At 63.9% G+C, this 25,686-nt stretch carries 32 protein-coding genes; 13 read left to right on the plus strand and 19 right to left on the minus strand.

Features of this window, described 5'->3' with window-relative positions:
• Positions 1–42: 42 nt before the first annotated feature.
• The gene (locus tag ACRYLT_RS01840) at positions 43–618 is read left to right on the plus strand and encodes a hypothetical protein (RefSeq protein ID WP_482662407.1); all 576 of its coding nucleotides are present in this window, start codon (positions 43–45) and stop codon (positions 616–618) included.
• Here the strand turns inward: ACRYLT_RS01840 and ACRYLT_RS01845 are convergent.
• From ACRYLT_RS01845 to ACRYLT_RS01865, 5 genes are read right to left on the minus strand one after another with little or no spacing between them, the layout of a single operon-like run.
• On the minus strand, positions 615–1,304 hold the full coding sequence (locus tag ACRYLT_RS01845; RefSeq protein WP_482662408.1) for an ATP12 family chaperone protein: 690 nt from the start codon (positions 1,302–1,304) through the stop codon (positions 615–617). The two genes, ACRYLT_RS01840 and ACRYLT_RS01845, sit on opposite strands and share 4 nt — an antisense overlap.
• On the minus strand, positions 1,301–1,528 hold the full coding sequence (locus tag ACRYLT_RS01850) for a hypothetical protein (protein WP_482662409.1): 228 nt from the start codon (positions 1,526–1,528) through the stop codon (positions 1,301–1,303). Before ACRYLT_RS01850 ends, ACRYLT_RS01845 begins: the two co-directional genes overlap by 4 nt.
• Entirely contained in the window at positions 1,525–2,184 is a 660-nt protein-coding gene (locus tag ACRYLT_RS01855) for an HAD-IA family hydrolase (protein ID WP_482662410.1), read from the minus strand. The genes ACRYLT_RS01850 and ACRYLT_RS01855 overlap by 4 nt, the downstream gene beginning before the upstream one ends.
• Entirely contained in the window at positions 2,181–2,774 is a 594-nt protein-coding gene (locus tag ACRYLT_RS01860; RefSeq protein WP_482662411.1) for an FMN-binding negative transcriptional regulator, read from the minus strand. The genes ACRYLT_RS01855 and ACRYLT_RS01860 overlap by 4 nt, the downstream gene beginning before the upstream one ends.
• Positions 2,774–3,856: an RluA family pseudouridine synthase gene (locus ACRYLT_RS01865; RefSeq protein ID WP_482662412.1), complete on the minus strand. Its 1,083-nt coding sequence runs from the start codon at positions 3,854–3,856 to the stop codon at positions 2,774–2,776. Before ACRYLT_RS01865 ends, ACRYLT_RS01860 begins: the two co-directional genes overlap by 1 nt.
• A 165-nt stretch (positions 3,857–4,021) precedes the next feature.
• Between ACRYLT_RS01865 and ACRYLT_RS01870 the strand changes: the two genes are divergently transcribed.
• Positions 4,022–4,597 carry a hypothetical protein gene (locus ACRYLT_RS01870; protein ID WP_482662413.1) on the plus strand — a complete coding sequence of 192 codons (576 nt, stop codon included), beginning with the start codon at positions 4,022–4,024 and terminating at the stop codon, positions 4,595–4,597.
• A 2-nt stretch (positions 4,598–4,599) separates the two neighbouring features.
• Here ACRYLT_RS01870 and ACRYLT_RS01875 read toward each other — a convergent pair whose 3' ends face one another.
• The 3 genes from ACRYLT_RS01875 to rpsM all read right to left on the minus strand — a co-directional run bounded on the left by ACRYLT_RS01875 (position 4,600) and on the right by rpsM (position 6,604).
• On the minus strand, positions 4,600–5,664 hold the full coding sequence (locus ACRYLT_RS01875) for a DNA-directed RNA polymerase subunit alpha (protein ID WP_482662414.1): 1,065 nt from the start codon (positions 5,662–5,664) through the stop codon (positions 4,600–4,602).
• A gap of 99 nt (positions 5,665–5,763) precedes the next feature.
• The gene (gene rpsK, locus ACRYLT_RS01880; RefSeq protein ID WP_114954628.1) at positions 5,764–6,153 is read right to left on the minus strand and encodes a 30S ribosomal protein S11; all 390 of its coding nucleotides are present in this window, start codon (positions 6,151–6,153) and stop codon (positions 5,764–5,766) included.
• A gap of 82 nt (positions 6,154–6,235) precedes the next feature.
• A complete protein-coding gene (gene rpsM / locus ACRYLT_RS01885) occupies positions 6,236–6,604 on the minus strand; it encodes a 30S ribosomal protein S13 (RefSeq protein WP_482662415.1) in 369 nt (122 codons plus the stop codon).
• 257 nt (positions 6,605–6,861) lie between these two features.
• On the opposite strand from rpsM, the gene ACRYLT_RS01890 reads away from it, so the two are divergent.
• Both ACRYLT_RS01890 and ACRYLT_RS01895 read left to right on the plus strand, forming a co-directional pair.
• Entirely contained in the window at positions 6,862–7,113 is a 252-nt protein-coding gene (locus tag ACRYLT_RS01890) for a hypothetical protein (RefSeq protein ID WP_482662416.1), read from the plus strand.
• A 110-nt stretch (positions 7,114–7,223) separates the two neighbouring features.
• On the plus strand, positions 7,224–7,451 hold the full coding sequence (locus ACRYLT_RS01895; RefSeq protein WP_482662417.1) for a hypothetical protein: 228 nt from the start codon (positions 7,224–7,226) through the stop codon (positions 7,449–7,451).
• A gap of 239 nt (positions 7,452–7,690) precedes the next feature.
• Here ACRYLT_RS01895 and xth read toward each other — a convergent pair whose 3' ends face one another.
• Positions 7,691–8,479 (minus strand): exodeoxyribonuclease III, encoded by a 789-nt coding sequence (gene xth / locus ACRYLT_RS01900; RefSeq protein WP_482662418.1) that lies wholly within the window; start codon positions 8,477–8,479, stop codon positions 7,691–7,693.
• 103 nt (positions 8,480–8,582) lie between these two features.
• Here xth and ACRYLT_RS01905 point away from each other — a divergent pair, with 103 nt between their 5' ends.
• A complete protein-coding gene (locus ACRYLT_RS01905; RefSeq protein WP_482662419.1) occupies positions 8,583–9,653 on the plus strand; it encodes a polysaccharide pyruvyl transferase family protein in 1,071 nt (356 codons plus the stop codon).
• Entirely contained in the window at positions 9,646–11,016 is a 1,371-nt protein-coding gene (locus ACRYLT_RS01910; RefSeq protein ID WP_482662420.1) for a Coenzyme F420 hydrogenase/dehydrogenase, beta subunit C-terminal domain, read from the plus strand. Before ACRYLT_RS01905 ends, ACRYLT_RS01910 begins: the two co-directional genes overlap by 8 nt.
• A gap of 10 nt (positions 11,017–11,026) precedes the next feature.
• On the opposite strand, the gene erpA is transcribed toward ACRYLT_RS01910, so the two are convergent.
• Positions 11,027–11,362 (minus strand): iron-sulfur cluster insertion protein ErpA, encoded by a 336-nt coding sequence (gene erpA, locus ACRYLT_RS01915; RefSeq protein WP_482662421.1) that lies wholly within the window; start codon positions 11,360–11,362, stop codon positions 11,027–11,029.
• A 32-nt stretch (positions 11,363–11,394) separates the two neighbouring features.
• A complete protein-coding gene (locus ACRYLT_RS01920) occupies positions 11,395–11,544 on the minus strand; it encodes a hypothetical protein (RefSeq protein ID WP_482662422.1) in 150 nt (49 codons plus the stop codon).
• Between the two features lie 125 nt (positions 11,545–11,669).
• Between ACRYLT_RS01920 and purS the strand changes: the two genes are divergently transcribed.
• Positions 11,670–11,912: a phosphoribosylformylglycinamidine synthase subunit PurS gene (gene purS / locus ACRYLT_RS01925; protein ID WP_482662423.1), complete on the plus strand. Its 243-nt coding sequence runs from the start codon at positions 11,670–11,672 to the stop codon at positions 11,910–11,912.
• Positions 11,909–12,583, plus strand: coding sequence for a phosphoribosylformylglycinamidine synthase subunit PurQ (gene purQ, locus ACRYLT_RS01930; protein WP_482662424.1), 675 nt, complete (start codon positions 11,909–11,911; stop codon positions 12,581–12,583). Before purS ends, purQ begins: the two co-directional genes overlap by 4 nt.
• Positions 12,584–13,020: 437 nt before the next feature.
• Here the strand turns inward: purQ and ACRYLT_RS01935 are convergent, their stop codons facing one another.
• Entirely contained in the window at positions 13,021–14,238 is a 1,218-nt protein-coding gene (locus ACRYLT_RS01935; RefSeq protein ID WP_482662425.1) for a polyhydroxyalkanoate depolymerase, read from the minus strand.
• 129 nt (positions 14,239–14,367) lie between these two features.
• Here ACRYLT_RS01935 and ACRYLT_RS01940 point away from each other — a divergent pair, with 129 nt between their 5' ends.
• Positions 14,368–16,143 (plus strand): ABC transporter transmembrane domain-containing protein, encoded by a 1,776-nt coding sequence (locus ACRYLT_RS01940; protein ID WP_482662426.1) that lies wholly within the window; start codon positions 14,368–14,370, stop codon positions 16,141–16,143.
• 455 nt (positions 16,144–16,598) lie between these two features.
• Here ACRYLT_RS01940 and ACRYLT_RS01945 read toward each other — a convergent pair whose 3' ends face one another.
• The 4 genes from ACRYLT_RS01945 to ACRYLT_RS01960 form a co-directional block, all read right to left on the minus strand.
• Positions 16,599–17,027, minus strand: coding sequence for an ExbD/TolR family protein (locus tag ACRYLT_RS01945; protein ID WP_482662427.1), 429 nt, complete (start codon positions 17,025–17,027; stop codon positions 16,599–16,601).
• A gap of 26 nt (positions 17,028–17,053) precedes the next feature.
• Positions 17,054–17,533 (minus strand): ExbD/TolR family protein, encoded by a 480-nt coding sequence (locus ACRYLT_RS01950; RefSeq protein ID WP_482662428.1) that lies wholly within the window; start codon positions 17,531–17,533, stop codon positions 17,054–17,056.
• Positions 17,534–17,620: 87 nt separating this feature from the next.
• Positions 17,621–18,445 carry a MotA/TolQ/ExbB proton channel family protein gene (locus ACRYLT_RS01955; protein ID WP_482662429.1) on the minus strand — a complete coding sequence of 275 codons (825 nt, stop codon included), beginning with the start codon at positions 18,443–18,445 and terminating at the stop codon, positions 17,621–17,623.
• A gap of 46 nt (positions 18,446–18,491) precedes the next feature.
• Entirely contained in the window at positions 18,492–19,166 is a 675-nt protein-coding gene (locus tag ACRYLT_RS01960; RefSeq protein ID WP_482662430.1) for an energy transducer TonB, read from the minus strand.
• 239 nt (positions 19,167–19,405) lie between these two features.
• On the opposite strand from ACRYLT_RS01960, the gene ACRYLT_RS01965 reads away from it, so the two are divergent.
• Positions 19,406–20,245: a hypothetical protein gene (locus tag ACRYLT_RS01965; protein ID WP_482662431.1), complete on the plus strand. Its 840-nt coding sequence runs from the start codon at positions 19,406–19,408 to the stop codon at positions 20,243–20,245.
• A gap of 57 nt (positions 20,246–20,302) precedes the next feature.
• On the opposite strand, the gene ACRYLT_RS01970 is transcribed toward ACRYLT_RS01965, so the two are convergent.
• Entirely contained in the window at positions 20,303–20,704 is a 402-nt protein-coding gene (locus tag ACRYLT_RS01970) for a dihydroneopterin aldolase (RefSeq protein WP_482662432.1), read from the minus strand.
• Complete coding sequence (locus ACRYLT_RS01975) at positions 20,704–21,453, minus strand: SDR family NAD(P)-dependent oxidoreductase (RefSeq protein ID WP_482662433.1); 750 nt, start codon at positions 21,451–21,453, stop codon at positions 20,704–20,706. The genes ACRYLT_RS01970 and ACRYLT_RS01975 overlap by 1 nt, the downstream gene beginning before the upstream one ends.
• A gap of 133 nt (positions 21,454–21,586) precedes the next feature.
• Here ACRYLT_RS01975 and ACRYLT_RS01980 point away from each other — a divergent pair, with 133 nt between their 5' ends.
• From ACRYLT_RS01980 to ACRYLT_RS01990, 3 genes are read left to right on the plus strand one after another with little or no spacing between them, the layout of a single operon-like run.
• A complete protein-coding gene (locus tag ACRYLT_RS01980; protein ID WP_482665375.1) occupies positions 21,587–22,123 on the plus strand; it encodes a DUF1285 domain-containing protein in 537 nt (178 codons plus the stop codon).
• Positions 22,120–22,719 carry a CoA pyrophosphatase gene (locus ACRYLT_RS01985; protein ID WP_482662434.1) on the plus strand — a complete coding sequence of 200 codons (600 nt, stop codon included), beginning with the start codon at positions 22,120–22,122 and terminating at the stop codon, positions 22,717–22,719. The genes ACRYLT_RS01980 and ACRYLT_RS01985 overlap by 4 nt, the downstream gene beginning before the upstream one ends.
• Positions 22,716–23,927, plus strand: a complete 1,212-nt coding sequence (locus ACRYLT_RS01990; RefSeq protein ID WP_482662435.1) for a CCA tRNA nucleotidyltransferase — start codon at positions 22,716–22,718, stop codon at positions 23,925–23,927. The genes ACRYLT_RS01985 and ACRYLT_RS01990 overlap by 4 nt, the downstream gene beginning before the upstream one ends.
• Here ACRYLT_RS01990 and ACRYLT_RS01995 read toward each other — a convergent pair.
• A complete protein-coding gene (locus ACRYLT_RS01995) occupies positions 23,903–25,672 on the minus strand; it encodes a putative bifunctional diguanylate cyclase/phosphodiesterase (protein WP_482662436.1) in 1,770 nt (589 codons plus the stop codon). The genes ACRYLT_RS01990 and ACRYLT_RS01995 overlap by 25 nt on opposite strands.
• Between the last annotated feature and the right edge of the window lie 14 nt (positions 25,673–25,686).

Below are 25,686 nucleotides of genomic sequence, written 5' to 3' on the forward strand. Positions count from 1 at the left end.
GGGTCGATAGGCTAGGCCTCTCTCCGCAACTGGAGAAACGTCATGCCACGCGTCATCATCGGCTCCATCGTCGCGGCCCTGGCAATGTTCGTGATCGGCTTCATCTTCTTCGCCACGCCGCTCGCGAGGCTTGGAATGTCGAGCCTCGAGGACAGCCAGGCCGCAGCGGTCCAGCAGGCGATGGCGGCGAACCTGCCGCGAACCGGAACTTACTCGGTTCCCGGACTGGACTCGTCGGCCCAGACCAACATGTATTCGCGCGGACCGATCGCGACGATCCACTACAATGTCCGTGGGTTCGCGGCGACCGATTCGACCTCGCTGGCCATGGGTCTCGTCCTGAACCTCATCGTCGCCCTGCTGATCGGAGCGGCCCTGATCGGGGTGGACAGGCGGGTTTCGGACTTCAAGTCGAGGGTGCGGCTCGCCGTGTTGATTGCGGTGGCGGCGACGGCCTTCATCCGCCTCGGAGAGCCAATCTACTGGCACCATGGCTGGAGCCATTTCATCTATCTGTTCATTGCCGATGGGCTGACGCTCGCGGCGGCCGGGACGATCCTGGCCTGGTTCCTGCCCAAGCCGCGAGCCGCGCCGGCGGATGCACCGATCGACGTCTAGAGCAGCTTGAGGAAGTTGTAGCCTGCCTCAAAGTCACGCCGACGGGATTCCAGCGCCCTTGCGGCCTCGGGATCCTCGCCCCATTGCTCCACCTGCCACTGCTCGTCGAGTGTCCCCGCCGCCCAGGCGCTCTCCAGATCGATGGCACCTTCGGCCAGCGCCAGGCCGATGATGAGTGAGCCGGACACCGTCACCAGCGGCGACAGACCCGCAAGCTCGAATGGCGATCGCGCATCCACCGCCCGCGAGAGCCGGTCAACGGTTCCGGTCGGTTGCGGTCGGTGAATGACGCCGCAGACCACTTCCAGGTCGACGTCGAACCGTTGGCGAACCCAGGAAAGGATCGGGTCCCACAGCTGCGCTTGACGGTCGACCAGAGGCCGCGGCCCTTCTGCCCGGTAGCAGAGCAGGTCGCTCTCGCCGTAACGCGCGAGGCCGCGAGCGAAGGAATCCTTGTCGGGGACGATCCGGTCGATGGCCGCATTGGCGAGTCCGGTCAGCGGCATCGTCCGTGGATCGACCCGATCGCCCTGCGATCTCCATTCATCGGCAATGGCTTGCGCAAGCGCTTCGCTCGGGACCAGCAGCGCAGACCTTGCCGGAGTCCTGATCGGCCGGCCATCCAGGAGAAGCTGGAATCCGCCTTCGCCGGCTGCGACTCCGGCATCCTTGTAGAACCGCTTCATCGGCCTGGCGGGTTGCGCCAACGGCGCGAGAGCCACTTCGGGCCGTAGAAGCTGACGACGAGCGCCGCGAGAGCGAGCGGAAAGCCAACGATGCTGCCCCCTTCAACGAACAGGTCGCTCTGCCAGAGCGCAAGCGCCAGCAGCACCACGATCGTGGCTCCGATCCGCAGGAGGTTCACGAGGATGAAGCGATTCCGCCAGAGCGATTCTTCCTGAGGTGTCATGCCAAGGCCTTCATGAGTTCCAATATGTCGAGCGGGTGCGAAGCGACCTCAATCGCTCCGGCGCGCCTCAGTTCATCCGCAGGGTGATATCCCCAGGCCACTCCGATGGCGGCGACTCTCGCGGCTCTGGCCATCGCCATGTCGAAAGTCGTGTCCCCGATCATCACCGTCCCTTCGGGGGACGCGCCAGCGTCCGCCATGGCTTTTTCGATCATCGAAGGGTGGGGTTTGGAGGGATGGCGGTCCGCAGTCTGAAGGGTGACGAACCGGCCCAGCAGGCCGTGATGCTCAAGGCAGAGCGAGAGACCGCGATCCGACTTGCCCGTCGCGACCCCGAGCAGCCAGCCTTCGGCTTCGAGCCGGTCGAGAAGTTCGCTTACACCCCCGTAGAGGGGCTCGTCGGCAAGCCCCTGTCGACGCATTTCCTGGAAAGCGCGCTTGTAATCCTCGGCCAGAGTCACGTGAAGTCGCTCCTCCGCCTCCGGCACCATCTCCCGCATTGCCTCGACGAGGCTGAGACCGACGATGGACCGCGTTCGCTCCCTCGGCGGCGGCTCCAGCCCCGCGGCGGCAAAACAGGTTTCCATGGCCAGACAGATATTGTGCTGGCTGTCGACCAGGGTTCCGTCGCAGTCGAAGATGGCGAGCCGGTTCATGGTCGAATGGCCTTCGCCAATTCGAGGTCACCCCGCTCTTCCAGGGCCCGGGCGAGTCGAGAGCGCACCTCCTCCGGCTTGTCCTGATCGAGCTTCGCCGTCCCGCGCCAGTTCCTGACAATCATCTCGAAACCGCTGATCGCCTTCAACAGGCCAGCGAACCGGCCCTCGCTCATCTTGTCGCGTTTCCAGACCGGCTTCGGCACAAGCCCGGCTTCGTGATGATCCGAAAGTTCGTCGAGGAAGTGCACGAGTTCGTCCGGCTGGAGCAGGCGGACGGGGCCGTCCAGTTCGACCGCGACATAGTTCCAGGTCGGCACCCTGTCGTCGAGGCCGTACCAGTCCGGACTTACATAGCCATGAGCCCCGTTCGCGACGAACAGGGCCTCGCCCCCCTCCACCAGTGCCGCATGGACCTGATTGCCCTTGGCAACATGGAATCGCAGCCGGTCTTGCCGGAGCAGCACTGGAACGTGCACCGCCCGAAGTCCGGCGTCGGTCTGCGCGACCAGAATTCCGAAGCCCTGCTCGCGCACGAGGTCCGCCATCTGCTCGCGATTCTGGATGTGGAACTTGCGGTTGGGGTGCATCAGGATCGTCTTCGGTTCCGCCGTTCCCCTCGCCGCTCCTTGCGAACCTGCTTGGCGTGGGCGCGAGCCTTGGCCTTTATCTGGTCCCGGCTCGGTGCCTGTGGCTCGTCGAGCGACAAGTCTCCGACGGACGGATCGAAGCCGAGCGCTGCGAGACTTTCGCGAAAATGCTCGGGAGGTTCAGCCATCACGTCGATTCGCCCACCATCGGGATGGTCGATGCGAAGGCGTCGGGCGTGAAGATGAAGCTTGCGGCTGATCGAGCCGGTGAGGAACGCGTCCTGGCCACCATATTTGCCGTCGCCCACGATCGGGTGGCCGATCGCCGCCATATGTACCCGGAGCTGATGCGTTCGCCCGGTATAAGGCTGGAGCTCGACCCAGGCGGCGCGATTCCCTGCGCGCTCGATGACCCGGTACCGAGTCCGGGCAGCCTGTCCGCCTTCCTCGTCAACATGCATCTTTTCGCCGCCCGTGCCCGGCTGCTTGGCGATCGGAAGGTCTATCAGCCCATCTTCGACCGAAGGCACCCCGACGACCAGCGCCCAATAGATCTTGCGCGCGGTTCGCCCGGAGAAGGCCTTCGAGAAGAAGGCCGCGGCTCGGGGCGTCCGGGCGACCAGGAGCGCCCCGGACGTATCCTTGTCCAGTCTGTGAACCAGCTTGGGACGGGGCTGGCCTTCATCGACCAGTCCTTCCAGAAGCCGGTCGAGATGGTTGCTCGTCTTCGTACCGCCCTGGGTAGCGAGACCCGGCGGCTTGTTGACGACGATCGCCGCGGGATCCGCCTCGATGACGAGGCTCCGAACGAAATCGACTTCGTCTTCGGTGAGCGGGTCTCGCTTCGGCGAAGGACGGGCAGCCTTCTCCTCCTCGAGCGGTGGGACGCGGATCAGCTGCCCAGCCTCGATCCGATCCCCGGGCGAAGCGCGCTTGCCGTCGAGTCTGAGCTGGCCCGTGCGGGCCCAACGGGCAATGGTCCCGAAACTCGCCTCAGGCAGGTTGCGCCGAAACCAGCGGTCGAGGCGGATTCCGTCATCTTCTTCGCTGACGGTGAACTGGCGGACCTGCTCGGCGGACATCGCCGACGCATGTAGCGATAACCGCCGTGCAAAAGAAGGGTCCCGGCTTGACCAGGCGACCGGATTGGTACGCCCCTGTGGGTTGAAACACGGCAGCTCGAACTCCACGATCTCCAATCGCCTCGTGCAGAGCTTCTAAAGGCAGGCTAAGAAGCCGGAATGCGGATGCGGGATTATCTGGAGGGCATCAGCCTCAGGGGACATTCGCCGTTGCCGCCAGAAGAGTGCTCGATACGGATCAATGACGCGACCGCCTCGCTCATGAGTCCGTTCCCGTCGGCTCCTGTAGGCGGCGTATTGCACGGGCACTTGCGGCTATGGCGGCGGCGATCACCGTTCGACTACAATGGCAAACCGGTGCTCACCGGAAAGCTGTTGCCGGAAGGTGGCGGCACACGCTTCGAGCTACGCTACGGCGCTCCCGCGTCGATCTATATAAGCTACGGCTGCTTGTCGCTCTTCTCGCTATTCCTGCTATTCGTCGCACTGTTGGTAGGACAGCCCGCACCGGGTCTCAGCCATGCAAAGTTGTTCCTGATGATACTCGGGTTCGGGTGCGGCATGGCGGCGTTCATCTGGCTGATGCACCGGCTATTCACATCCGACGCGATGGAAGATTTGGACGAGCTGCTGCTCTTCCTGAGCGAGCACGCGGAGGCGAAGCCATCAAGGGCCAGGCGAGCCATCATAAGAAAAGGGCCGCCAGATGGCGACCCTTCCCATTCACCCGAAATCCTCTAATCTCAGCCGAGCAGCTCCTGCTCCAGCTTCTTGGCCATTTCCTCGATATTCTCAGGCGGCCAGCCGGGGATGTCCATGCCGAGGCGGAGGCCCATCGACGCGAGGACTTCCTTGATCTCGTTCAGAGACTTGCGGCCGAAGTTCGGGGTCCGAAGCATCTCGGCCTCGGTCTTCTGGACGAGGTCGCCGATATAGATGATGTTGTCGTTCTTGAGGCAGTTGGCGCTGCGAACGCTGAGTTCCAGCTCGTCCACCTTCTTGAGCAGATAGCGGTTGAGCTGGTTGGCGTCGGCCTCGGTCTCCATTGCGGCGACGGCCACACCGGTCGGCATGCTCGTCATCATGCCCATGCCTTCGTCGAAATGGACGAAGAGCTGGAGCTGATCCTGGAGAATCCGGGCGGCATAAGCGAGCGCGTCGTCCGGAGTAACGGTGCCGTCGGTTTCGACGGTCAGGGTGAGCTTGTCATAATCGAGTTCCTGCCCGACGCGGGTGTTCTCGACCTTGTAGCTGACCTGCCGCACCGGCGAGTAGAGCGCATCGATCGGGATCAAGCCGATCGGCGCATCGGCCGGACGATTGGCGGCCGCGGCGACATAGCCTTTTCCGGTCTCCGCCGTCAGTTCCATGTTGAGGGTCGCGCCCTCGTCGAGATGGCAGATCACCAGATTCGGGTTCATCACCTCGATGTCGCCGGTCGTGGCGATCTGGCCGGCGGTGACTTCGCCCGGGCCCGTGGCGGACAGGCTGAGCCGACGCGGCCCCTCGCCTTCCATCTTCAGCGCGATCTGCTTCACGTTGAGGACGATGTCGGTTACGTCCTCGCGAACGCCCGCGAGGCTGCTGAACTCGTGAAGCACACCTTCGATCTTGATTGCGGTGACGGCAGCTCCCTGAAGTGAGGAGAGGAGCACACGCCGGAGCGAGTTGCCGAGCGTCAGACCGAAGCCGCGCTCCAGCGGCTCCGCGACGAACGTCGCCTTGCGGCGCAAATCGCCGCCAGCCGCCTTTTTCTCAAGCGCGTTGGGCTTCTTCATTTCCTGCCAGTTCTTTGCGTTGACGGCCATGGTCTTCCCTTGGGTCGGTGGAAGGCTTGCGAGGGACCTTCCGTTTCTAACTTCAAACTTCTTCGGCCTGGCCGCGCCCCGCAGGCGCGAGACCGAGGCTTACACCCGGCGGCGCTTGGAGGGGCGGACGCCGTTATGAGGGATGGGAGTCACGTCGCGGATCGAAGTGATCGTGAAGCCAACCGCCTGAAGCGCGCGGAGCGCACTTTCACGGCCGGATCCTGGGCCCTTCACCTCGACCTCGAGCGTCCGCACGCCGTGCTCGGCCGCCTTGCGGCCCGCATCCTCGGCGGCGACCTGGGCGGCATAGGGAGTCGACTTGCGGCTTCCCTTGAAGCCCATCATGCCCGCGCTCGACCAGGCGATGGCGTTGCCCTGGGCGTCGGTGATGGTGATCATCGTGTTGTTGAAGCTGGCGTTGACATGGGCCACGCCGGCGGTGATGTTCTTGCGCTCGCGACGGCGAAGGCGCTGCGGTTCACGTGCCATTTCTCTACAATCCCTAATCTCGTTATGACGCCGGGACGGGGCTCAGCCGCGCCCCCGGCGGAGAAGCAAGCGCAGCCTGCGCTTACTTCTTCTTTCCGGCGATCGGCTTGGCCTTGCCCTTGCGGGTGCGCGCATTAGTGTGCGTGCGCTGCCCGCGGACCGGCAGTCCCTTGCGATGGCGCAGGCCGCGATAGCAGGCGAGATCCATCAGCCGCTTGATGTTCATCGCCGTCTCACGCCGAAGGTCGCCTTCGACGGTATGCTCGGCGTCGATCGTCTCGCGCAGATGAAGCACTTCCTGATCGGTCAGGTCCTGGACCCGCCGCTCAGGCGGAATGCCCAGCTGCTCGGTGATCTTCTTGGCGGTGGTTCGGCCGATGCCGTGGATGTAGGTAAGCGCGATTTCGACGCGCTTGTTGGTCGGGATGTTGACACCCGCAATACGTGCCATGAGGTTCTTTTCTCCTGCTCCACAGGCCGCCTGGCGAACGGCCCATCTCAGCGCTTCGTGGGCCCGAAACAGCGACAGCCGACGCGCGCACGCGTGCGCCGCCGGATGGCCGGTTAACGGGATGAGCCGCAAATAGGTACCTGATCCTTTTCTGTCAACTCTTCGCTCTGCCCCTCCTGCCTCGAAACTCTTCCTGGAGCAACCCTCTCGCGCGGCGCTCGTTCACCTCCGGAACTTCAGCAACGAGGATTGGAAACATGAAATCGATCTGCACGCTCGCCGCTGCCCTGGGAGCCTTCGCGCTCGTCGGATGCGGTGGTTCGGACAGTCGCGCCGAAAACGGTGCCGAGGCGCTGGAGGAAGCCGCAGAACAAAGCACGCCAAAGGCCGCCGAAGTGCTCGAGAACAGGGCCGATCAGCTTCGCGAGCAGAATGTCAGCGATCCTGCCGCGGTGCAGAACGCGCTGGAAGCTGCCGGCGACGCACAAATCACCAGCAACGCCCAATAAACGGCTGAGGCATTTCGTCGCGCCCCTGGCGCGGGTGACGGAGCCGCTGGAACCGCCGCCGGCGAAGGTCCGTTCCGTCATCTCTCAGCATTTCAATCTGGAGCAAGCCTATGTCCCACATCCCCAGTTCCGCAATGCCTCATGCCGGTTCCACGAGCCAGAATTCCGCACAGCTGGATGGCCAGAACTCGACCGGAGGCCGATTCGGTTCGCTGAAGGAGAAAGTGCGCGAATATCCCAAGACCAGCGCCGCGGCAGGGGCCGCCGTCGCCGCCGGTCTCGTAGCTGCCGCGGCGATTCCGGCGATCCGTTCACGCAGGAGCAGCAACAACGACTGATCTTCGCGGCAGGCCGATGCCTGACGCCGACGGGCGTCGAACTTTGCGGTTCGCGACTCGGCGGGAACATGGTATGAAAATCTCGGCGCGCGTGACACGGTGATTCTTGCTGCCGTAGCACGGGTTCGACCACCAGATCGACCGATGCGTGATGTGGGGAATGCAAGTCCCACCGCTCGCCAAGCCATGAGGGCCTGACCGGCTCCGCGCCGGCCAGGCTCTCTCTTTTCGCCTTCTGGTCAGGCGGCGGAGCCCTCGATCCGCACCCAGGTCGGAGCGTGGTCCGACGCTTTCTCCCGCCCTCGATAATCCTTGTCGACGCCGGCATCGAGTATCCGGTCGGCCGCTTGGGGCGACAGCAGAAGATGATCGATCCGGAATCCGGCATCACGCTGCCAGCAACCGGCCGTATAGTCCCAGAAGGTGTAGACGGCGCCGTCGGGATAGCGCGCGCGAACCGCGTCGGTGAAGCCGAGGTTGAGAATGCGTCGGAAGGCGGCGCGGCTTTCCGGCTGCATCAGGGCATCATGAGCCATGGCCCGGGCAGAGAAGACGTCGTCGGGATCGTCGGTCGGAATAACGTTCCAGTCGCCCGCCAGAATGATGGGCTTCTCTTCCGCCAGCAGTTCACGGGCGTGAGCGCGCAGCCGGTCCATCCAGGCGAGCTTGTAGTCGAACTTCTCCGTGCCCACGGGATTGCCGTTGGGCAGGTAGATGGAGGCGATGGTCAGCCCGTCCACCTCGGCTTCGATATAGCGGCTATGCGTGTCGTCCGGATCGCCGGGCAAACCCATCCGACGAAGCCGCGGGGGCTCTCCCGGGGTCAGGATCGCGACGCCGTTGAACCCCTTCTGACCGTGCCAGACGCCATCATAGCCCGCTTTTCGGATGTCCTCGATGGGGAAGGCTTCGTCGGCGCACTTCACCTCCTGAAGGCAAAGCACGTCCGGTTTCTGTTCCTCCAGATATTCGACCAGCCGGGGTAGCCGAGCGCGGATGCCGTTCAGATTGTAGGTGACGATCTTCATGCGCGGATGGAGTAGCACCGGCCCCCAGGCGGAACAAAGAAGTCTTTCGCCGCTGTTCGAAGCGGAGGGGAACCAGGCTGCCGGCAGGGCATTGGCAAAAGCAATGACCGCTCCCCAGAGAATAGGCGTTCTTACCTTTCACCGTTGCATCAACTACGGCTCATACTGGCAGGCCCGATGTCTGGTGGAGGGCCTTCGAAGTCGCGGACATGACGCCGTGCTGCTCGATCATGATTGTCCGCGCGTTCAACTCGCCGAATGGCGATGTGCCTTCCAGCCGCTGCTGCCGGAGCGGACGCCGCGCCATGAATTTCGTCATTATGCGCGCAAAGCTCGCCGGGTCCTGAACGAAATAAGGTCGCTGCCGCGCACCGACCCGTTTCCGCTAGACGAGCCGGAAAGGCTCGGAGAATTTGACCTGATCCTCGTCGGCAGCGACGAAGTATGGAATCTGCGACATCCCTGGTACGGCGGACGATCCATTTTCTACGGCGACGGACTGCGCGCGAAGCGCCTGGCATCCTATGCTGCAAGCTTCGGCAACCAGGATGCATCTGAAGGTCTGGAGCCTTGGTGGTCCGAAAAGCTCCGGCGCTTCTCGGCCATTTCGGTGCGCGACGACAATTCGCAGCGCCTGATCCGAAACGCTCTTGGGGTGGAGCCCGAGCTGGTGCTCGACCCCTGCCTCCAATTCCCGCCGCTGATCGACCGCACCACGAACCGGGAAGAGAAGCCTTACGTTGCGGTCTATGGGCACAGCTTCCCGAGCTGGTTTGCCGTAGCCGCTCGGCGCTGGGCCGCGAAGCGTGGCGTGCGCCTGATCAGCATCGGCTATCGCAACGCCTGGGCGCATGAGCAGAGGATCGGCGAGGGGCCACTCGGCTTCGCTCGGCTCATCGCCGGATCCGCCGCGGTTGCGACGAACTTCTTTCACGGCTGCGTGTTCGCGCTGGTTGCCGCCAAACCCTTCGCCGCCGCCGCTACGCCGTATCGATCGAACAAGCTGCGAGGTCTGACAAGGGCGATCGGCGCCGAACACCATCTGACTTCGGAGGAGACGATCGAGGACCGGCTCGACTCTCTCCTCGGCACCCCGCTGCACGCTTCGATATTCGAGCAGATCGGAGCCTTGCGGGCTCGATCGGATCTCTACCTTGCCAATGCGCTTGCCTGATCCGGCTCCGCAGCGGCTCAGCCGCAAGGAGGTGATCTCCTCCGGCCTCTGCATCGGCTGCGGTAGTTGTGCTGCCGGTAAGTCCGACCCGTCGGGCCGGATGGAATGGGACCGATACGGTCAGCTCAAGCCCACGGGACCGGATGATTGGCTCCGCGAGCGCAGTTCGGAAGTGGCTCTCACCTGCCCCTTCTCGCCGGCGGCACCCGATGAGGATGAACTCGCCTCGGTCCTGTTTCCAATGGCGAGCGAGCAAGATGAACGCATCGGCCGTTTTTCGGGAGCCTATGTGGGACACGCCGCCGAACAGGGCTTCCGGCCCGCCGCAAGCTCGGGAGGAATGGTCAGCTGGGTAGCGACCGAGCTGTTGCGGAAGGGACTGGTCGATGCTGTCGCCCATGTCGCTCCGGTCGATCCGCGCCGGGAAGATCGCCTGTTCGCTTATCGCCTGTCGCGCAACGAGGAGGAGGTCCGAGCCGGAGCCAAGTCACGTTACTACCCCGTCGAGCTGTCAGCGGTGATTGAGGAGATCCGGGCCGTGCCGGGCCGATATGCGGTGGTCGGAATCCCCTGCTTCATCAAGGCGGTGCAACTTCGACGCCGACAGGACGAGTTGCTGCGCGAACGAATCGCCTTCACGCTGGGCCTATTTTGCGGGCACATGAAGAGCGCTCGGATGGTGGAGAGCTTCGCCTGGCAGATGGGCGCCCCCCACGATTCGGTCGAGGCGATCGACTACCGGGTCAAGAACCCGGAACGCCCGGCAAACTGGTACACGGCTCAACTGAGCCTCCGCGATGGCCGCGCCGTTCGCGAGGATTGGTGGCATCTCGCGGACGGCGATTGGGGATCGGGATTCTTTCAGAATTCGGCTTGCGACTTTTGCGACGACGTCGTGGCCGAAACGGCCGACATCAGCTTCGGCGACGCCTGGGTCGAACCTTACGCCTCCGACGGACGCGGAACGAACGTCGTCATCGTCCGCTCGGCCGATCTGCACGAATTGGTTCGAAAGGGCATCGGCGAGGCCCGGCTTGATCTGGCTCCGGTCGACAGCGAATTCGTCGCACAGACCCAGGCCGCGGGCCTGAGGCACAGGCGCGAAGGTCTTGCGCTTCGCCTTGCGGACCGAAGGAGGGGCCTGCGCCCGATCAAGAGGGTGGCACCCGGTTCGGACCGACTTCCGTTCAAACGTCGCCTGATCTACCGGGTTCGCCGCCAGATCAGCTGGTGGAGCCACCGAGTCTTCGCGCTTGCCCGGAGGCTCGATCGACCGGCACTCTATCTGATATGGGCGAGAGCCATGCGATCCGCCTATCACCGTCTCACTTACTCCGACCGGTGGACCGGGACGAAGCGCTGAATGCGAGAGCCTAAATACTGAAGCTGGTGCCGCAGCCGCAGCCGGAAGCGGCATTGGGATTCTTCACCTGGAACGAAGCGCCGCCAAGACTTTCGACGAAATCGACCGTCGAGCCGCGGACAAGGTCGAGCGAAATCGGGTCCACGACGAGAGTCACTCCGTCACGGGACACGCTGACGTCTTCGGCATCGACATTGTCTGCCAGCCCGAACCGGTACTGAAACCCGGCGCAACCGCCCCCCTCGACCGAAAGGCGAAGAACCGCCGGCTTGCCCTGGCGTTCGGCAATGGCCGCGACACGAGCCGCGGCTGAAGGTGAAAGTGATATTCCGGGCGCGCTGTTCACATCCCGTAGATAGGGCGCCAGCCCGTCAGAAACTAGCCTTTGGTGCGATAGCCGCAGATCAATCCGAACAGGAAAGACATGAAAAGCCCGAGCTGCACCTGATTGTCGGGGTCCGACCAGCCGAACAGCTCGTGGCCGAAGGTGAACAACGTCAGGAACATCCCCAGCGCGATTCCGACCATGTCGCGGACTCCTGCTGCCAGTGGCTCCAACCTTTGTCACGATCCGGTAAAGAGCCGGTGAATGCTTGTGCGCAGCGGCTCATGCCTCCATATGGCGCGCAGCAGCCGCATCGGTGGGAACATCCATGAAAACCCGTGTCTATGTGACTCTCAAGAACGGGGTCCTCGACCCGCAAGGCAAGGCCATCCACCACGCATTGGAGGGTCTGGGCTTCTCCGGGGTCAGGGACGTCCGAGCGGGCAAGCTGATCGAACTCGATCTCGATCCGTCCGTCAGCGACACGGACATCGAGGAGATGTGCCGCAAGCTGCTCGCCAATACGGTCATCGAAAATTATCGCGTCGAACGCCTCGAGGGTCAGGGATGAGAAGCGCCGTCATCGTATTTCCGGGCTCCAATTGCGACCGGGACATGGCCGAGGCGATCCGCCTCGCCAGCGGCCGGCCACCGGAGATGATCTGGCATCGCACAAGCGACCTGCCCGAGCGGCTCGACCTGATCGCCATTCCTGGCGGCTTTTCCTACGGAGATTATCTGCGCTCCGGGGCGATGGCCGCTCAGTCCCCGGTGATGCGGGCGGTCAAGGAAGCGGCCGAGCGGGGCATACCGGTGCTTGGGGTCTGCAACGGCTTCCAGGTGCTGACGGAGGCTCATCTGCTTCCGGGCGCTCTGATGCGCAACGCCGGCATCAAGTTCGTCTGCCGAGACGTGCCCCTTCGGGTGGAGAACAGTCAATCGATCTTCACCAGCCGCTACGAGGCCGGCGAAGAGATCGTGATTCCGGTCGCTCATCATGATGGCAATTACCAGGCGGACGAAGCAACGCTGGACCGGCTGGAAGGCGAAGGGCGGGTCGTTTTCCGCTATCTCGATGCGTGCAATGGATCGGCGCGCAACATAGCCGGGATCGTCAACGAAAGCGGCAATGTCCTGGGAATGATGCCGCACCCGGAGCGAGCGGTTGAGCCCGCTCACGGTCGGCTGGATGGCCTTCGCCTGTTCGAAGGTTTGCTCGAGACGATCAGTCAGCCCGCCTGAAAAAGGGGCGGACTCTCGGCAGAAAATGCGAAAGGCCGCTCCCTGGAGGAGCGGCCTTTCCATTGTCAGCCTCAATGGAGCGGCTGTGCCTTAGGCGCGAACCCCCGTGGAGGCCGTGCCCTGCTTCACCGCATCAGGCTTAAGACAATGAGACACTCGACCACCTCCTTTCAATAGTTGACACTTTCGCGGATATGGGTCGCCATTCGGAACTTTCAAAGGTTCCTCATATATTTAGCGCCTGTGCCGAGGCCATGCCGATGCCGACCGAGTGCACTCGGGCGCCAGTGGGCGCACCGGAGGAGAACCCTCCGGAACGTTCGTGAACATCAGACGTGCCGATTGAGTCCCTGTTCGAGGGAAGCCGTCACCAGGTCGCCATCACGGCACGGAACCAACCACTACTCAGAAGGTCCGCTCCGACGGCCGGAGGTTCGTCAGCCGTGCTGGGCAATCCAATCCTCGACGACGGGAGCAATCTGATTGCGCCACTTGCTGCCGTTGAAGATTCCATAATGACCGACGCCTCGCGCGAGATGATAGCGCTTGAACCTCGCTGGAAGCTCCTTCGCGATGGAAAGAGCGGCCTTCGTCTGGCCGACTCCGCTGATGTCGTCGCGTTCGCCCTCGATGGCGAGCAGGGCCACGTCCCTGATCGCCGCAGGATCCACCCGCCGGCCGCGGTGAGTCATCTCGCCTTTCGGCAACAGGTGACGCTGGAAGACGACATCGATTGTCTGAAGGTAGAATTCGGCCGTCATGTCGCAGACGGAGCGATATTCCTCGTAGAACCGCTTGGTCGACTCGGCGCTCTCCCCGTCGCCCTGGACCAGATGCTTGAACATCTCCCAATGGCTGACGAGATGGTTGCCGAGGTTCATCGTCATGAAGCCAGCCAGCTGCAGGAAGCCCGGATAGACCTTCCGCCCAGCGCCCGGATAAAGATAGGGAACTGTGGCAATCACGTTGTTCTCGAACCAGGCAAAGGGACGCTGGGTCGCAAGCGTGTTGACCGCCGTGGGCGCCTGGCGAGTGTCGATCGGCCCACCCATCATCGTCAGCGTCTTCGGCCGGCACTTGTGCCGATCGGCGCTCATCACGGCAGCGGCGGCGTAGGCCGGAACTGACGGCTGGCACACGGCCAGCATGTGCGCGCCGGGTCCGATATGCTCGAGAAAGGCGACGAGATAGTCGATATAATCGTCGAGATCGAACGGGCCTTCGTCGGTGGGGACGAGCTTCGCATCACGCCAGTCGGTGATATAGACGTCGTGGCGTGGGAGCATTCTCTCGACGGTGCCCCGCAGCAGGGTCGCATAATGTCCGGACATCGGCGCCACCAGCAGCAGCTTCGGGCCGGCTTCCACCCCTTCCTTCCGGAATCGCTTGAGCTGTCCGAACGGCTTGCGCAGCACGATTTCTTCGATGACCGGAACCGCCTGGCCGTCGAGCATGACGGTATCGATGCCGAATTCCGGCTTGCCCCGCGGCGCCGCGGCATGCGCAAAGACATCAAGGGCCGATGCGACGATCGGCCCCATATGTGAATAGCTGAGCGGATTGACCGGATTCTGCATCCAGCCGGCGCCAATGTTCGCAAGCGTGCTGGCATGGGCAAGCAGCGAGCGCTGCATCTCATAGGCGTCGTAAAGCATCGAACCTCCACCCCCTCTTCCTTATGGGGATGGAAGGGGGATTAATCCATACCGCAATTAACCGGTCGGTCGGTCGACTGTTCCGCCCCCGGCATTGAGCGGCACTCCGGCCGCTGCTACCCACCCGGCATGGCACCGCCCCGACCAGAGCCCGCGCCGCTGAAAAAGATCGGCAATCTCGCGATGATCTGGAATCATGCGGTCCGCTACCCCGGCAAGATCGCCGCTGCGGCGCTTTCGCTGCTGATCGCCGCATCAGCCACGCTGGCGATCCCCGACGGGTTCCGGCGAGTCATCGACCAGGGATTCGGTGCCGACGGCGCCGCGGTCAGTCACCATTTCAATTACCTGCTCTTGATCGTCATCGTGCTGGCACTCGCCACGGCCAGCCGTGTCTATTTCGTCCTGATGCTCGGAGAACGCGTGGTCGCCGACGTCCGGGCGGCCGTGCACGACAATCTGTTGGGGTTGGAACCGCGCTTCTTCGAGGAGAACAGGCCGTCCGAAATCGCATCCCGGATCACTTCGGACACCGCCGTGATCGAAATGGTGGTGGGATCGACGGTCTCGGTCGCTCTGCGCAACAGCCTGCTTGGTCTGGGCGGCGTCATCTATCTGTTCACCCTCGCGCCCATGCTTACCGCCGGGCTACTGCTGGGCATCCCCTTCGTCCTTGTGCCCATCATGCTGCTCGGGCGGCGCGTCCGAACCCTGTCGCGCACCAGCCAGGATCGAATCGCGGATCTCGGCTCGATCGTGGCGGAAACGCTCGGCGCAATGAAGATCGTCCAGGCCTTTGGCCAGGAGGCGCGGGAAAGCCAGCGTTTCCGGGCGGCCGTCGAGAGGGCTTTTGCCACCGCCCGCCGCCGTATCGCGCTTCGTTCATTGCTCACCGCGATCGTCATCGCCATGCTCTTCGGCGGGATCACGATGCTGATGTGGCAGGCGACGGTCGATGTCGCCGCGGGCCGGATCAGCGGTGGAACGATCGCCGCATTCGTGATGACCGGAGCGATCGTCGCCGGGGCATTTGCAGCGCTCAGCGAAGTTTATGGTGAACTGCTCCGTGGTGCCGGCGCAGCCGGGCGGCTGGCGGAACTGCTCGCCCAGGTGCCCCAGATCAAGGCGCCCGCCCAACCGGTATCCCTGCCGCAGCCCAGCCGGGGTGCACTGGAATATGACCGGGTGACGTTTCGCTATCCCACCCGGCCCGAAGTCAGCGCACTTCACGAATTCAGCCTCAAGGTCGCGCCAGGCGAAACGCTTGCGCTGGTCGGGCCGTCGGGTGCGGGCAAGTCGACCCTGTTCCAGCTCGCTCAGCGCTTCTACGATCCAGAGTCGGGTGAAGTTCGACTGGACGGGGTCGATCTGCGCCAGGCTGACCCGGCGGAGGTGCGCTCACGAATTGCCTTCGTCCCTCAGGAAACCGTCATCTTCGCCGCCTCCGCGCGCGACAATCTGCGTTATGGCCTGTGGGAAGCGACCGACGAGCAGTTGTGGGAGGCCGCGGAAGCGGCCAATGCGGCCGATTTCCTGAAGAAGCTACCGCAGGGGCTCGATACCTATCTGGGCGAAGGGGGAGCGCGTCTGTCGGGCGGACAGCGCCAGCGGGTCGCGATCGCTCGAGCACTGCTTCGAGACGCCCCCCTCCTGCTGCTCGACGAGGCAACTTCGTCCTTGGATGCCGAGTCCGAGCGGCTCGTTCAGGGCTCCCTCGAACGATTGTTCCAGGGGCGCACGACGCTCGTCATCGCCCATCGGCTTGCGACGGTCCGGAGCGCCGACCGGATCATCGTCATGGACCATGGGCAGATTGTCGAGGAAGGCAATCACGAAGCCCTCAGCGGGCGCGGCGGCCTCTATGCGAGGCTGGCGCGCCTTCAGTTCGAAGGCATCGCCGCCTGACAAACGTCCGCCAGGAACCGCCGGCCAAGCGCAGCGTGATCCCCTGAAATCCCGACCCTGCAAGAAAATTGCGGTTTGCCCGGAACTACACCCAAAGTGGAGATCCCGTGTGGCGACAATCCGGTCCCTGGGGAGTCCTGCGCTCGATTGCGGCCGAAGTGACTATCGGCAAAGGCCCTTCGATCAAGCGATTAGTTCACCCCATGGTGCCGCCGACGCTCCGCTTACGATCCTGCAGTGAACCGCCTCTGTCGAGCGATCACGCCGATCCGCCGACTGCACTCAGGAGCAATGGCAGAGGAAAGTTCGGATAGGTCCGGGCGGGCGAGACGGGGTTGCCCCAGCACGAACCGCTGCGAGCGAGAGGCAACGCTACCGTGCACCGCCCGGGGAGCAAAGAGAAAGGGCGACGCCGCAGCGCCGCCCCCTCCTTGTCACATCCACCGATCGCGAGATCAGAAGTTCGCGAACGCTTCGTTGCCGACAAAGCCCATCGACTGGACGTTTGCGCGCTTGGTAACCGCGAGCACCTCGTCCACCGTCTCGTACCGGGCTTCCGGGTGAGGCTGCATGTGCAGCTCCGGAGTGGGCGACATGGTCGTGGTGATATCCAGATACTGACGCAGGGTCACCAGGTCGACGGGAGCGCCGTTCCAGAGGACGCTATCGTCGGGCATGACGATGATCTTGTTCTTCACCGGATCGATCGGAGGCCGCGGATTGTTCAGGCTGTCCTGCGGCAGGTCCAGCTTCACCGCGTGCGTCTGGATCGGAATGGTGATGATGAACATGATGAGCAGCACCAGCATGACGTCGATCAACGGCGTCGTGTTGATGTCCATCATCGGTTCGGCCGATTCGGGATCTGTAATCGCTGCACTCATTGGGGACTACTCCAAAACCGTTCCGATCAGGGGCGGAAGCCGCCGCGCGGCGGCGGCTCCGAGATGAAGCCTACGCGAGCGAAGCCGGCACGCTGCATCGTGAAGATCGCGCCGCCAATGCAGCGCCAGGGCGTATTGACGTCGCCACGGATGTGGGCTTCCGGCAGCTCCGTCACGTTCGCCGGGCCGCCCTGCCGCTCAATCTCGGCCTCGAGTGCCGCAACGGCCCGATCCAGCAGATCCTCGGATCCGACGCGGGTGAGGTTCCAGTAGACTTCGCACTCGCCGTTCACGGCCCGGACGGAGAGGTTCACGTTCTCGGGCTTGGTCACGGTCGGCTCGAACTCGACCTTGGGCAGCTGGACGGGCACCGTTTGCAACACGACGGGAACGGTGATGAGGAAGATGATCAGCAGCACCAGCATGACGTCCACGAGAGGCGTCGTGTTGATGTCGGACATCGGGGTGTCGCTTTCGCCGCCGCTCTCGCCGACCTGCATCGCCATAGTTCAGTTCCTATCCTCATTTCGCCGCTTGAATGCGGCGCCTCGGACACCGCGGCGGCCCTTTCGGGACCGCCGCAGCCCCCTGTCTTACGCCTTGCCGGTGGTCGAGCCGGTTGCCGTTCCGGTCGAGCCGCCGGTGGTGCCGGTGGTCGCCGAAGCGCCCGTGCTGCGGGCCGCACCGGTCGTCGCACCGGTCGTTCCGCCGCGCGGAGCCGCCGTCGCCACCACCGGACGAACCGTTCCGCCGGACATCATGTAGCCGTGCAGGTCGTTCGAGAAGCGGGCGAGTTCCTCGACCACCGCCTTGTTGCGACGCATCAGCCAGTTGTACTGCATGACGGCCGGAACCGCGACGGCGAGACCAAGGGCGGTCATGATCAGCGCCTCGCCGACCGGGCCGGCGACGGTGTCGATCGAAGCCTGGCCCGACGCACCGATACGGATCAGAGCGCGATAAATGCCGACCACGGTGCCGAACAGCCCGACGAACGGAGCGGTTGAACCGACGGTGGCGAGCAACGCCAGGCCGGTGGAAAGCTTCGAAGCGATGGCGCCCTGAGTGCGAGCGAGCGAGCCGAGCATCCAGTCATGCTGGTCGATCGGATCGGTCAGCTTGGTGTGCTGTTCCTGAGCGCGGAGACCGTCGTCGACGATCTGACGATAGGCGCCGTTCTTGTCCAGCTTGTTGGCGGCCTCGCGAAGATTGGCCGACTGCCAGAATGAGGTGCGGGCGCGCCGGCCCTCATTGATGATTTTCTGCTGCTCGATCAACTTCACGAAGAACACGTACCAGGAAGCGATCGACATGATGACCATGATGCCGAAAGTGAGCTGGGCAATGATCCCGCCCTCTTCGAGCGCGGCTACCAGGCCGTAAGGATTTTCGCCGCCGCCATGTGCTGGTGCTGCCATTGTTCAATTTCCTCTCATTCAAAAGCTGGAAGGGTCTAGGCCGAATCTACTCTTCCTGGATCCGCCAGGTAATCCTCGCCGAAACAGAGTCTGTCGTGGGATTGCCGTTGCTGTCGCGGGCAGGAGTGAACCTGGCGCGGCTGCGCATCAGCCGACAGGTGGTGTTGTCGAGCGCCGACGATCCGCTTGATGAGGTGACCGTGCAATTCTGCACCCGGCCGTCCGGCCCGACAGTCAGACGGAAGCCGGTGGTCCCTTCCTCCCCATTGCGAAGAGCGGAGGACGGATAATCGTCGTTCGAAACATAGGAGGCGAGGTTCGCCCGAGCGCGAGCAGGCTCGACCGTCCGCGGCGGAGGCGGAGGCGGTGGCGGCGGCGCGGGCGGTGCCGGCGGTGCCGGCGGCGCGGTCGGCGTAAAGACGGGAGGCGGTGCCTGCTGCACGGTCGTGACCGGCGGCGGCGGCGTGTTGGTCCGCACGATCGGCGGCGGTGCGACCACGGGCGGCGGCTGCACCTGCTTCGGCGTCTCGGGGGGCGGCGGCTCTTCCTCAGGAGGCGGGGGCTCCTGGACGTCGAACGTTTTCAGATCCTCCTGAACGTTCTTGACGAACTTGTAGGCGAGGCCGGTCACGAAGGCGTAACCCAGCAGAGCGTGGAGGACGGCAACGAGGACGATCGACCAGATCCGTCCCTGGCTCATTCCCTGATCAACGTAGGACATTAACCAGCCGCGCTCCCTCTCGTTCTGCCAACCCGCTGAGTCAAAACGCAGTCGGGTAATTTCGGTTCATCCACGCAACGGCATGGATGCGGTCGGTGTCTCTATAGTGACAGTTTCGCCGACGCAATCCTTCTGTGAGCCTACTGTGAGTCGTACGGTAACGACGGATTTCCGCCGCAATGCGAGGTTAATCCACTCCTCTCTAGCGCAGCCGTCCAGAATTGAATCGCGGGGACAATATGCATCACGGAATTACCGTAATAGCCGCAGGTATCGCTCTGGCAGCCAGCCAACCCGTTGAGTCTCAAAACCTTCCTCCGGCGCCCCCGCTGACCTATGCCGACCTTGCCGACCTCGCGCTGGAGGCACCCATAGTTGCTCATGTGCGCGTCGAGCGTGCGCAAAGGCTTCGGGGCGACGAGGCACCCAATGTCCCAGCCGGGCACAGCCGCTTCCTCGTCGACGCGTCGGTGACGGCACTGATTCGCAGCTCTGCGCCGCTGCCGCCGCGAATCAGCTACCTTGTCGATCTTCCCAATGATGCGCGCGGCCGTCCGGCGAGGATCCGGCGGCGAACAGAACTGCTGATCCTGGCCAGTCCGGTCCCCGGACGCCCCAACGATCTCCGTCTTGTGGCGCCGGACGCCCAGCTCGCCTTTTCGCCGCAGACGGCCGACACCCTGCGCTCGATGCTTCGCGAAGCGAGTGCGGCCGATGCGCCACCGCGGATCGTCGGGTTTGGACGCGCCTTTCACGTCCCAGGGTCACTTCCAGGCGAAAGCGAGACCCAGATCTTCCTTCAGACCGCTGACGAACGGCCGATCTCGCTCAACGTTCTGCGTCGGCCTGGGGAGCGGCCTCGCTGGTCGGTCGCCTTGAGCGAGATTGTCGATGATGCGGCGGCGCCGCCGCAGCCGTACAGCCTGCTGTGGTACCGGCTTGCCTGCACTCTGCCGCCGTCCCTGCCCGCTTCGGCGCTCCGGGAAACGGAGCGTCAGGAGGCGCAGGCCATTCAGTCGGACTACCGAGTCGTGATCCAGGGGCTCGGCCCGTGCGAGCGCAACCGGGTCGAGCGCTGAAGCGGCCTGGGGGCCGCAGCAGCAATCATGGACCAGCGCCCGTCTGACTGCCGGAATTCAGAAAGAAGCGAGCTCGACCCCAACCCCGGCGCAGTCTGGATAGATGTCGGGTTTGCGGCTGGACACCCGCAACGCCGTCACCCCTCGGCGTGCGGCCACGAGATTGTAGATCTCGCGCACCAGCGTCTCCTGAAGGTTGAACCGCCTCCCGATGACCAGCTGAGCGATCGCGGAGCGGAGGAAGTCATAGTTCCAGGCGCTGTGCGGATCGTCGCCGGAGGAGAAGGAAGGCTCATCGACCCAGACTTCGACCGTCACGAGGAACCGTTGCGGATTGCCGACCTCGAAATCGTGGAAGCCGATGTCGAGGTCGAGCTGGAAATCCTCGAGCACGATCTTGCGCGTCTTCGGGCGAAGTGCATCGGGAACCAGCCCTTCAAGATTGGCGACATTGTGCATCAGCTTGGCTCCAGGAACTGGACATCGCGCGGCAGCGACAGGAATCGCTGCCCGCCGTCAAGCGTGATCGTCTGCCCCGTCAGCGTAGGAGCTGCGATGATGAAGCGCAGCGCAGCGACGATCTCGTTCACCTCGACCCCCCGCCCGAGCGCATTCAACTTGTGCACCGCTTCGAAATTGTCACGGCTCTGCGGTCCCGACACGAGCGTCACCGAAGGTGCGATCCCGCAGACCCGGATCGAAGGCGCAAAGGCCCGGGCAGTGAGTTCGGTCAGCCCGGCCAGGCCCATCTTCGATATCGTATAGGTGAAGAAATCGGGATTGGGCGAAGCGAGCTTCGCGTCGGCGAGGTTCACGATCAGTCCCTTCCCGGCACGAAGGGCGAAGGCCTGGGACAGAAGCGCCGGCGCTCGAAGATTGATGTCGACATGCGCATTCCACCCCTCGACGGTGAAATCGCGGGCGGAATCATAGACGAAGCGGGACGCGTTGTTGACGAGCAGCCGAGGCGGGGGAAGTCCGTCCAATGCGGCCAGGATCAGGTCCGCAGCGGCAGGATCGGCAAGCTCCGCCCGGACCACGCTGGCGTTGCCAAGTTCGGCAGCCAGCGTCCGGGCCTCCGCGACCGATCTGTTGCAGTGGATCAGAACATGCCACCCGTCGGCGGCGAGGGCACGGGAGATTTCCGCTCCGATGCGACGGGCGCCGCCGGTGACGATGGCGGTGCGAGGGCCTTCGAACTCGGTCATGCGAATTCGATACCCCTGCGCCCTGCACGTGGCCAGCGCGTGTTCAGGATTTCATCGAAGCCGGAGCGATAGATCGATGGCCTCGAAGCGATCGATTTTCGAATCGCAGAACGAGCGGCTAGAGCGCGCGCTCATGGAGGATTGGAACCGCCTCGATCTGGCCGGGATCGCAAGATTGGTCGAGGCTCGCAAGCCGCCGCCCGTCGAGCGGTGGAACCCGCCCCATTGCGGCCACAGCCGCATGCGGATCGCGTCCGACGGCACCTGGTTCCATGAAGGTCGCCCGATTGCTCGTTTATCCATGGTCCGTTTGTTCGCTTCCATTCTTCGGCGGGAACCGGACGGCAGCCATGTCCTTGTCACTCCGGTCGAGAAGCTGACCATCGACGTCGACGACGCGCCCTTTCTCGCCGTAGAGGTCAGGAGCGAAGGCGAGGGCCGGGATCGCAATCTCGCATTTCGCCTGAATACCGGCGACTTCGTGCTGGCGGGACCCGAGCATCCGCTGCGCCTGCAGGACCGCCCTTACCTTTTGGTTCGCTCCGGTCTGGAGGCCTTGATCGCCCGCCCGGTATATTACGAGCTTGCGGAGATCGGCCTCAGCGAAGCCGGGACCCCGGCTGGGTTGTGGAGCAGCGGCGCCTTCTTTCCGCTGGAGCCGGAAGCGTGAGTCTCGCCGCTCGGCTGCGCGAGGCACTTGAACTCGGGGGGAGGCGCAATCCCGAGCTCATTGCCGGCGACGTTCTCGAGGGCGAGGCGATCGTATCCGGGATCACGCCTGCGGCCGTCCTGGTGCCCATTGTCGAAAGAAGCGAGCCCACCGTCATCCTGACCGTTCGACTTCAAACGATGCGAAAGCATCCCGGCCAGATCAGCTTCCCGGGCGGGCGGATCGATCCGGACGACGACGGACCCGTTGCCGCGGCCCTGCGCGAAGCCGAGGAGGAGATTGCGCTCCCTCGTTCCGCCGTTGAGGTGATCGGCACCGCCGATTCGTACCGGACGGTCACCGGCTTCGAAGTCACCCCGGTGCTCGGCATCATTCCCCCGGATCTGCCGGTCGTCCCGCATCCGGACGAGGTCGAAGCGCTCTTCGAGGTTCCGCTCGACTACTTGCTCGATCCGGCGCACCAGCAGGTTCGAAGCGCCCTTTGGCGGGGCCGCGAACGGACCTATTACGAGATAGAGTGGCAGGGACGGCGGATCTGGGGAGCGACCGCAGCAATGATCGTCAATCTCAGCCGGCGCCTGGACCTGACGCGATGAAACTGCCCGTTGCCGACTGGCAGACCCGTCCGGAGCTGGACATACTGCTCAACGCGCTCGGCGCGGCCAATGAACAAACGCGCTTCGTCGGCGGCTGCGTTCGCGATACCTTGCTTGGAATCCGGGTCAGTGACGTCGACCTGGCGACACGTTTCGTTCCCGACGAGGTACTGACGAAACTGGATTCGACCGGGATCAGGTCGGTTCCGACAGGACTTGCGCATGGCACGGTCACGGCGATCCTCCCGGACGGTCCCGTGGAAATCACGACCTTGCGCCGGGATGTTTCCACCGACGGCCGCCGGGCGACTATCGCTTACACCGAAGACTGGCGCGAAGACGCCGCGAGGCGGGATTTCACGATCAATGCGCTCAGTGCCGATCCCGTCAGCGGGGAGATCTTCGACTATTTCGAAGGGCTGGGCGACCTCGAGGCTCGCAGAGTCCGCTTCATCGGCGATCCCCTGAAGCGAATTGCCGAGGATCATCTCCGGATCCTTCGTTTCTTTCGCTTCCACGCCCGCTTCGGGCAGGGAGCAGCCGATGAGGCGGCGTTGAGCGCCTGCGCTGACCGCCGCAACGACCTGATGGCGCTCTCGAGGGAGAGGATTGCCGACGAGCTGTTGAAGCTGCTGTCGGTCGGCGATCCGGCGCCAACGGTCAGGCTGATGAAGAGCGTCGGAATCTTCGACCCGATCGTTCCGGAGATCGACGAGTGCGGCCTCACGCGACTTGAAGACCTCTGCAGGAGGGAGCGAGCGCTCGAAATCGCGCCGGACCCACTGCGACGGCTCTCGGCCGTCCTTCCTCCCAATCGGGAGATCGTTTCGGCGATCGCGAGCCGCCTGAGGCTTTCCAAACGCGCCGTAAGGCGCTTGGCGAGTGCCGCAGGACGCGGCGGCGAGCAGGACGTTCCCGTCGAAGCCCTGGCTTACCGGCTCGGGCGTGACGAAGCCATTGATCGCCTCCTCCTCCTCGGCGAAGACCGGGCGGAGGAGGTGCGTCGACTCGACCACTGGACGAAGCCGCAACTGCCCATCAGCGGCGGCGACCTGGTCGGCATGGGGCTGGACCGAGGTCCATTGGTTGCTGGAACCCTCCAGGCGATCGAGCGGGATTGGATCGCTTCAGGCTTTCCGTCCGACCCCGAGCAGGTAGAGGCGATCGTTCGGCGACATGTCGCTCAGGCGTTGCGCGAGCGCCAATAGGCCAGCGCCTCATCGGCGGTGAGTGGCTGGGCGAAGTGGAAGCCCTGGCCGTAGGTGCAGCCCAGCTCGGTGAGCATTTCGACGAGATCCTCCGAATCCACGCCCTCCGCCGTAGTCTCCATGCCAAGCGCTCGAGCCAGCGACAGCACCGCTCGGACGATTGCGGTGGAGTCGCCGTTCGCAAGCATGTCGCTGACGAAGCTTTGATCAATCTTGAGCAGGTCGATCGGCAGCTTCTGAAGCGAGGCCAGGGACGTGAAGCCGGTTCCGAAATCGTCCATGGCGATCCGAACGTCGAACTTCTTGAGAGCGCGCAGCACCTTGGCGACCCGGTCCGGGTCATGGATGATCGCGCTTTCGGTGAGTTCGACGGTCAGTCGGGCGCCGGAAATGCCGGCACCGTTGAGCGCCCCGGAGACCGCTGCGCCAATGTCGTCGCGGCTGATCTGGATCGGCGACAGGTTGACGCTCATGCCAAGCGGAAGGGTTTGGCCGGTCCGACGGTCCCAATCGGCAAGAGTTTGTGTCGCCATGTTGAGCGCCCAGCGGCCGAGTTGAACGATTAGGCCCGACTCCTCGGCCACCGGGATGAATTCGGACGGCGGAATCGGATCACCCTCGTGCTGCCATCGCGCGAGCGCCTCGAAGCCGGCGACGCGGCCGGTCTCGAGCTGGATCAGCGGCTGGAAGGCGAGTGCCAATTGGTCGGCCTCGATTGCGCAGCGAAGCTCGGTTTCGATGCTGAAACGCCGGCGCACGGCCTCGGCCTGGATCGGTTCGTAGACCTGTGTGGAACCGAGCTTTTTCGCTCGCTTGAGCGCGAACTGGGCATTTCGCAGAACCTCGTCCGCGCTGGAAACGCCGCGGTTCAGCACGGCACAGCCGATGGCACAGTCGACCCTGATTTCGAGGTCGGAAAGACGGAAGGGATGGGTCAGCACCGCCTTTATCCGCTCGGCGGCGCGAAGCGCGTCGGCCAGACCGCGGTCCAGCTTCAACAATATCCCGAATTCGTCGCCAGAGGTGCGAGCCAGCATGTCCGTTGGCCGCAAGGCCGAGACAAGCCGGCGCGCAAAGGTGATCAGAAGCTCGTCACCCGCCATCGCCCCCATACACTCATTAACCCGGCTGAACCGAGTCATGTCGACCGCCAGGACGGCGTAGCTGCCTTCACGGAACTCCGGATCGGCGAGAACCGCATCGACTCTCTCGTTGAAGGCGAAGCGGTTGGGCAGACCGGTCAGGCTGTCTCGAAGCATTTCCGAGCGAAGGCTCTTCTCGGTCTCGACCTGGGCTGTCTTGTCGATCATCGAGATGAGGCAGCGCTTCGGCTGACCCGGGAGATGGGTGAGCCGGGCGAAGCGCACGGCGAAGTGGCGGCCGCCAATGGCGCGCTCCTCGCCCGTTTCGAACTGGTAGGCCGGATCGTCGGACTGGAGGAAAGCTTTGAGACGGGCGCCGAGCATTCCGGAACGAAGCATCGGTACTTGGGAAACCCGCCTTTCGCCGAGGCGCTCGTCCCACTCCGCGAGATAGCGAAAATGTTCGTTGGCGCACTCGATGAAGGAGTCTTCGCCGGCAATGGTGAGCATCGCAGCGGCAATCGGCAGAGCGTCGAGATAGCCCTGTCGAGCAAGGCCGAGCAGCCGCTGGACTTCGGGCGCGACCTCGGCCGCCCCGGCCAGTGCATCGGCGGGGCTTTTCGGCGGCGATTTCCTTCGCCCGCGCGTCGCGGCGGCCTGCATGGTGTCGGCGTTAG

This window comes from Sphingosinicella sp. SM1-17 (assembly GCF_056821765.1).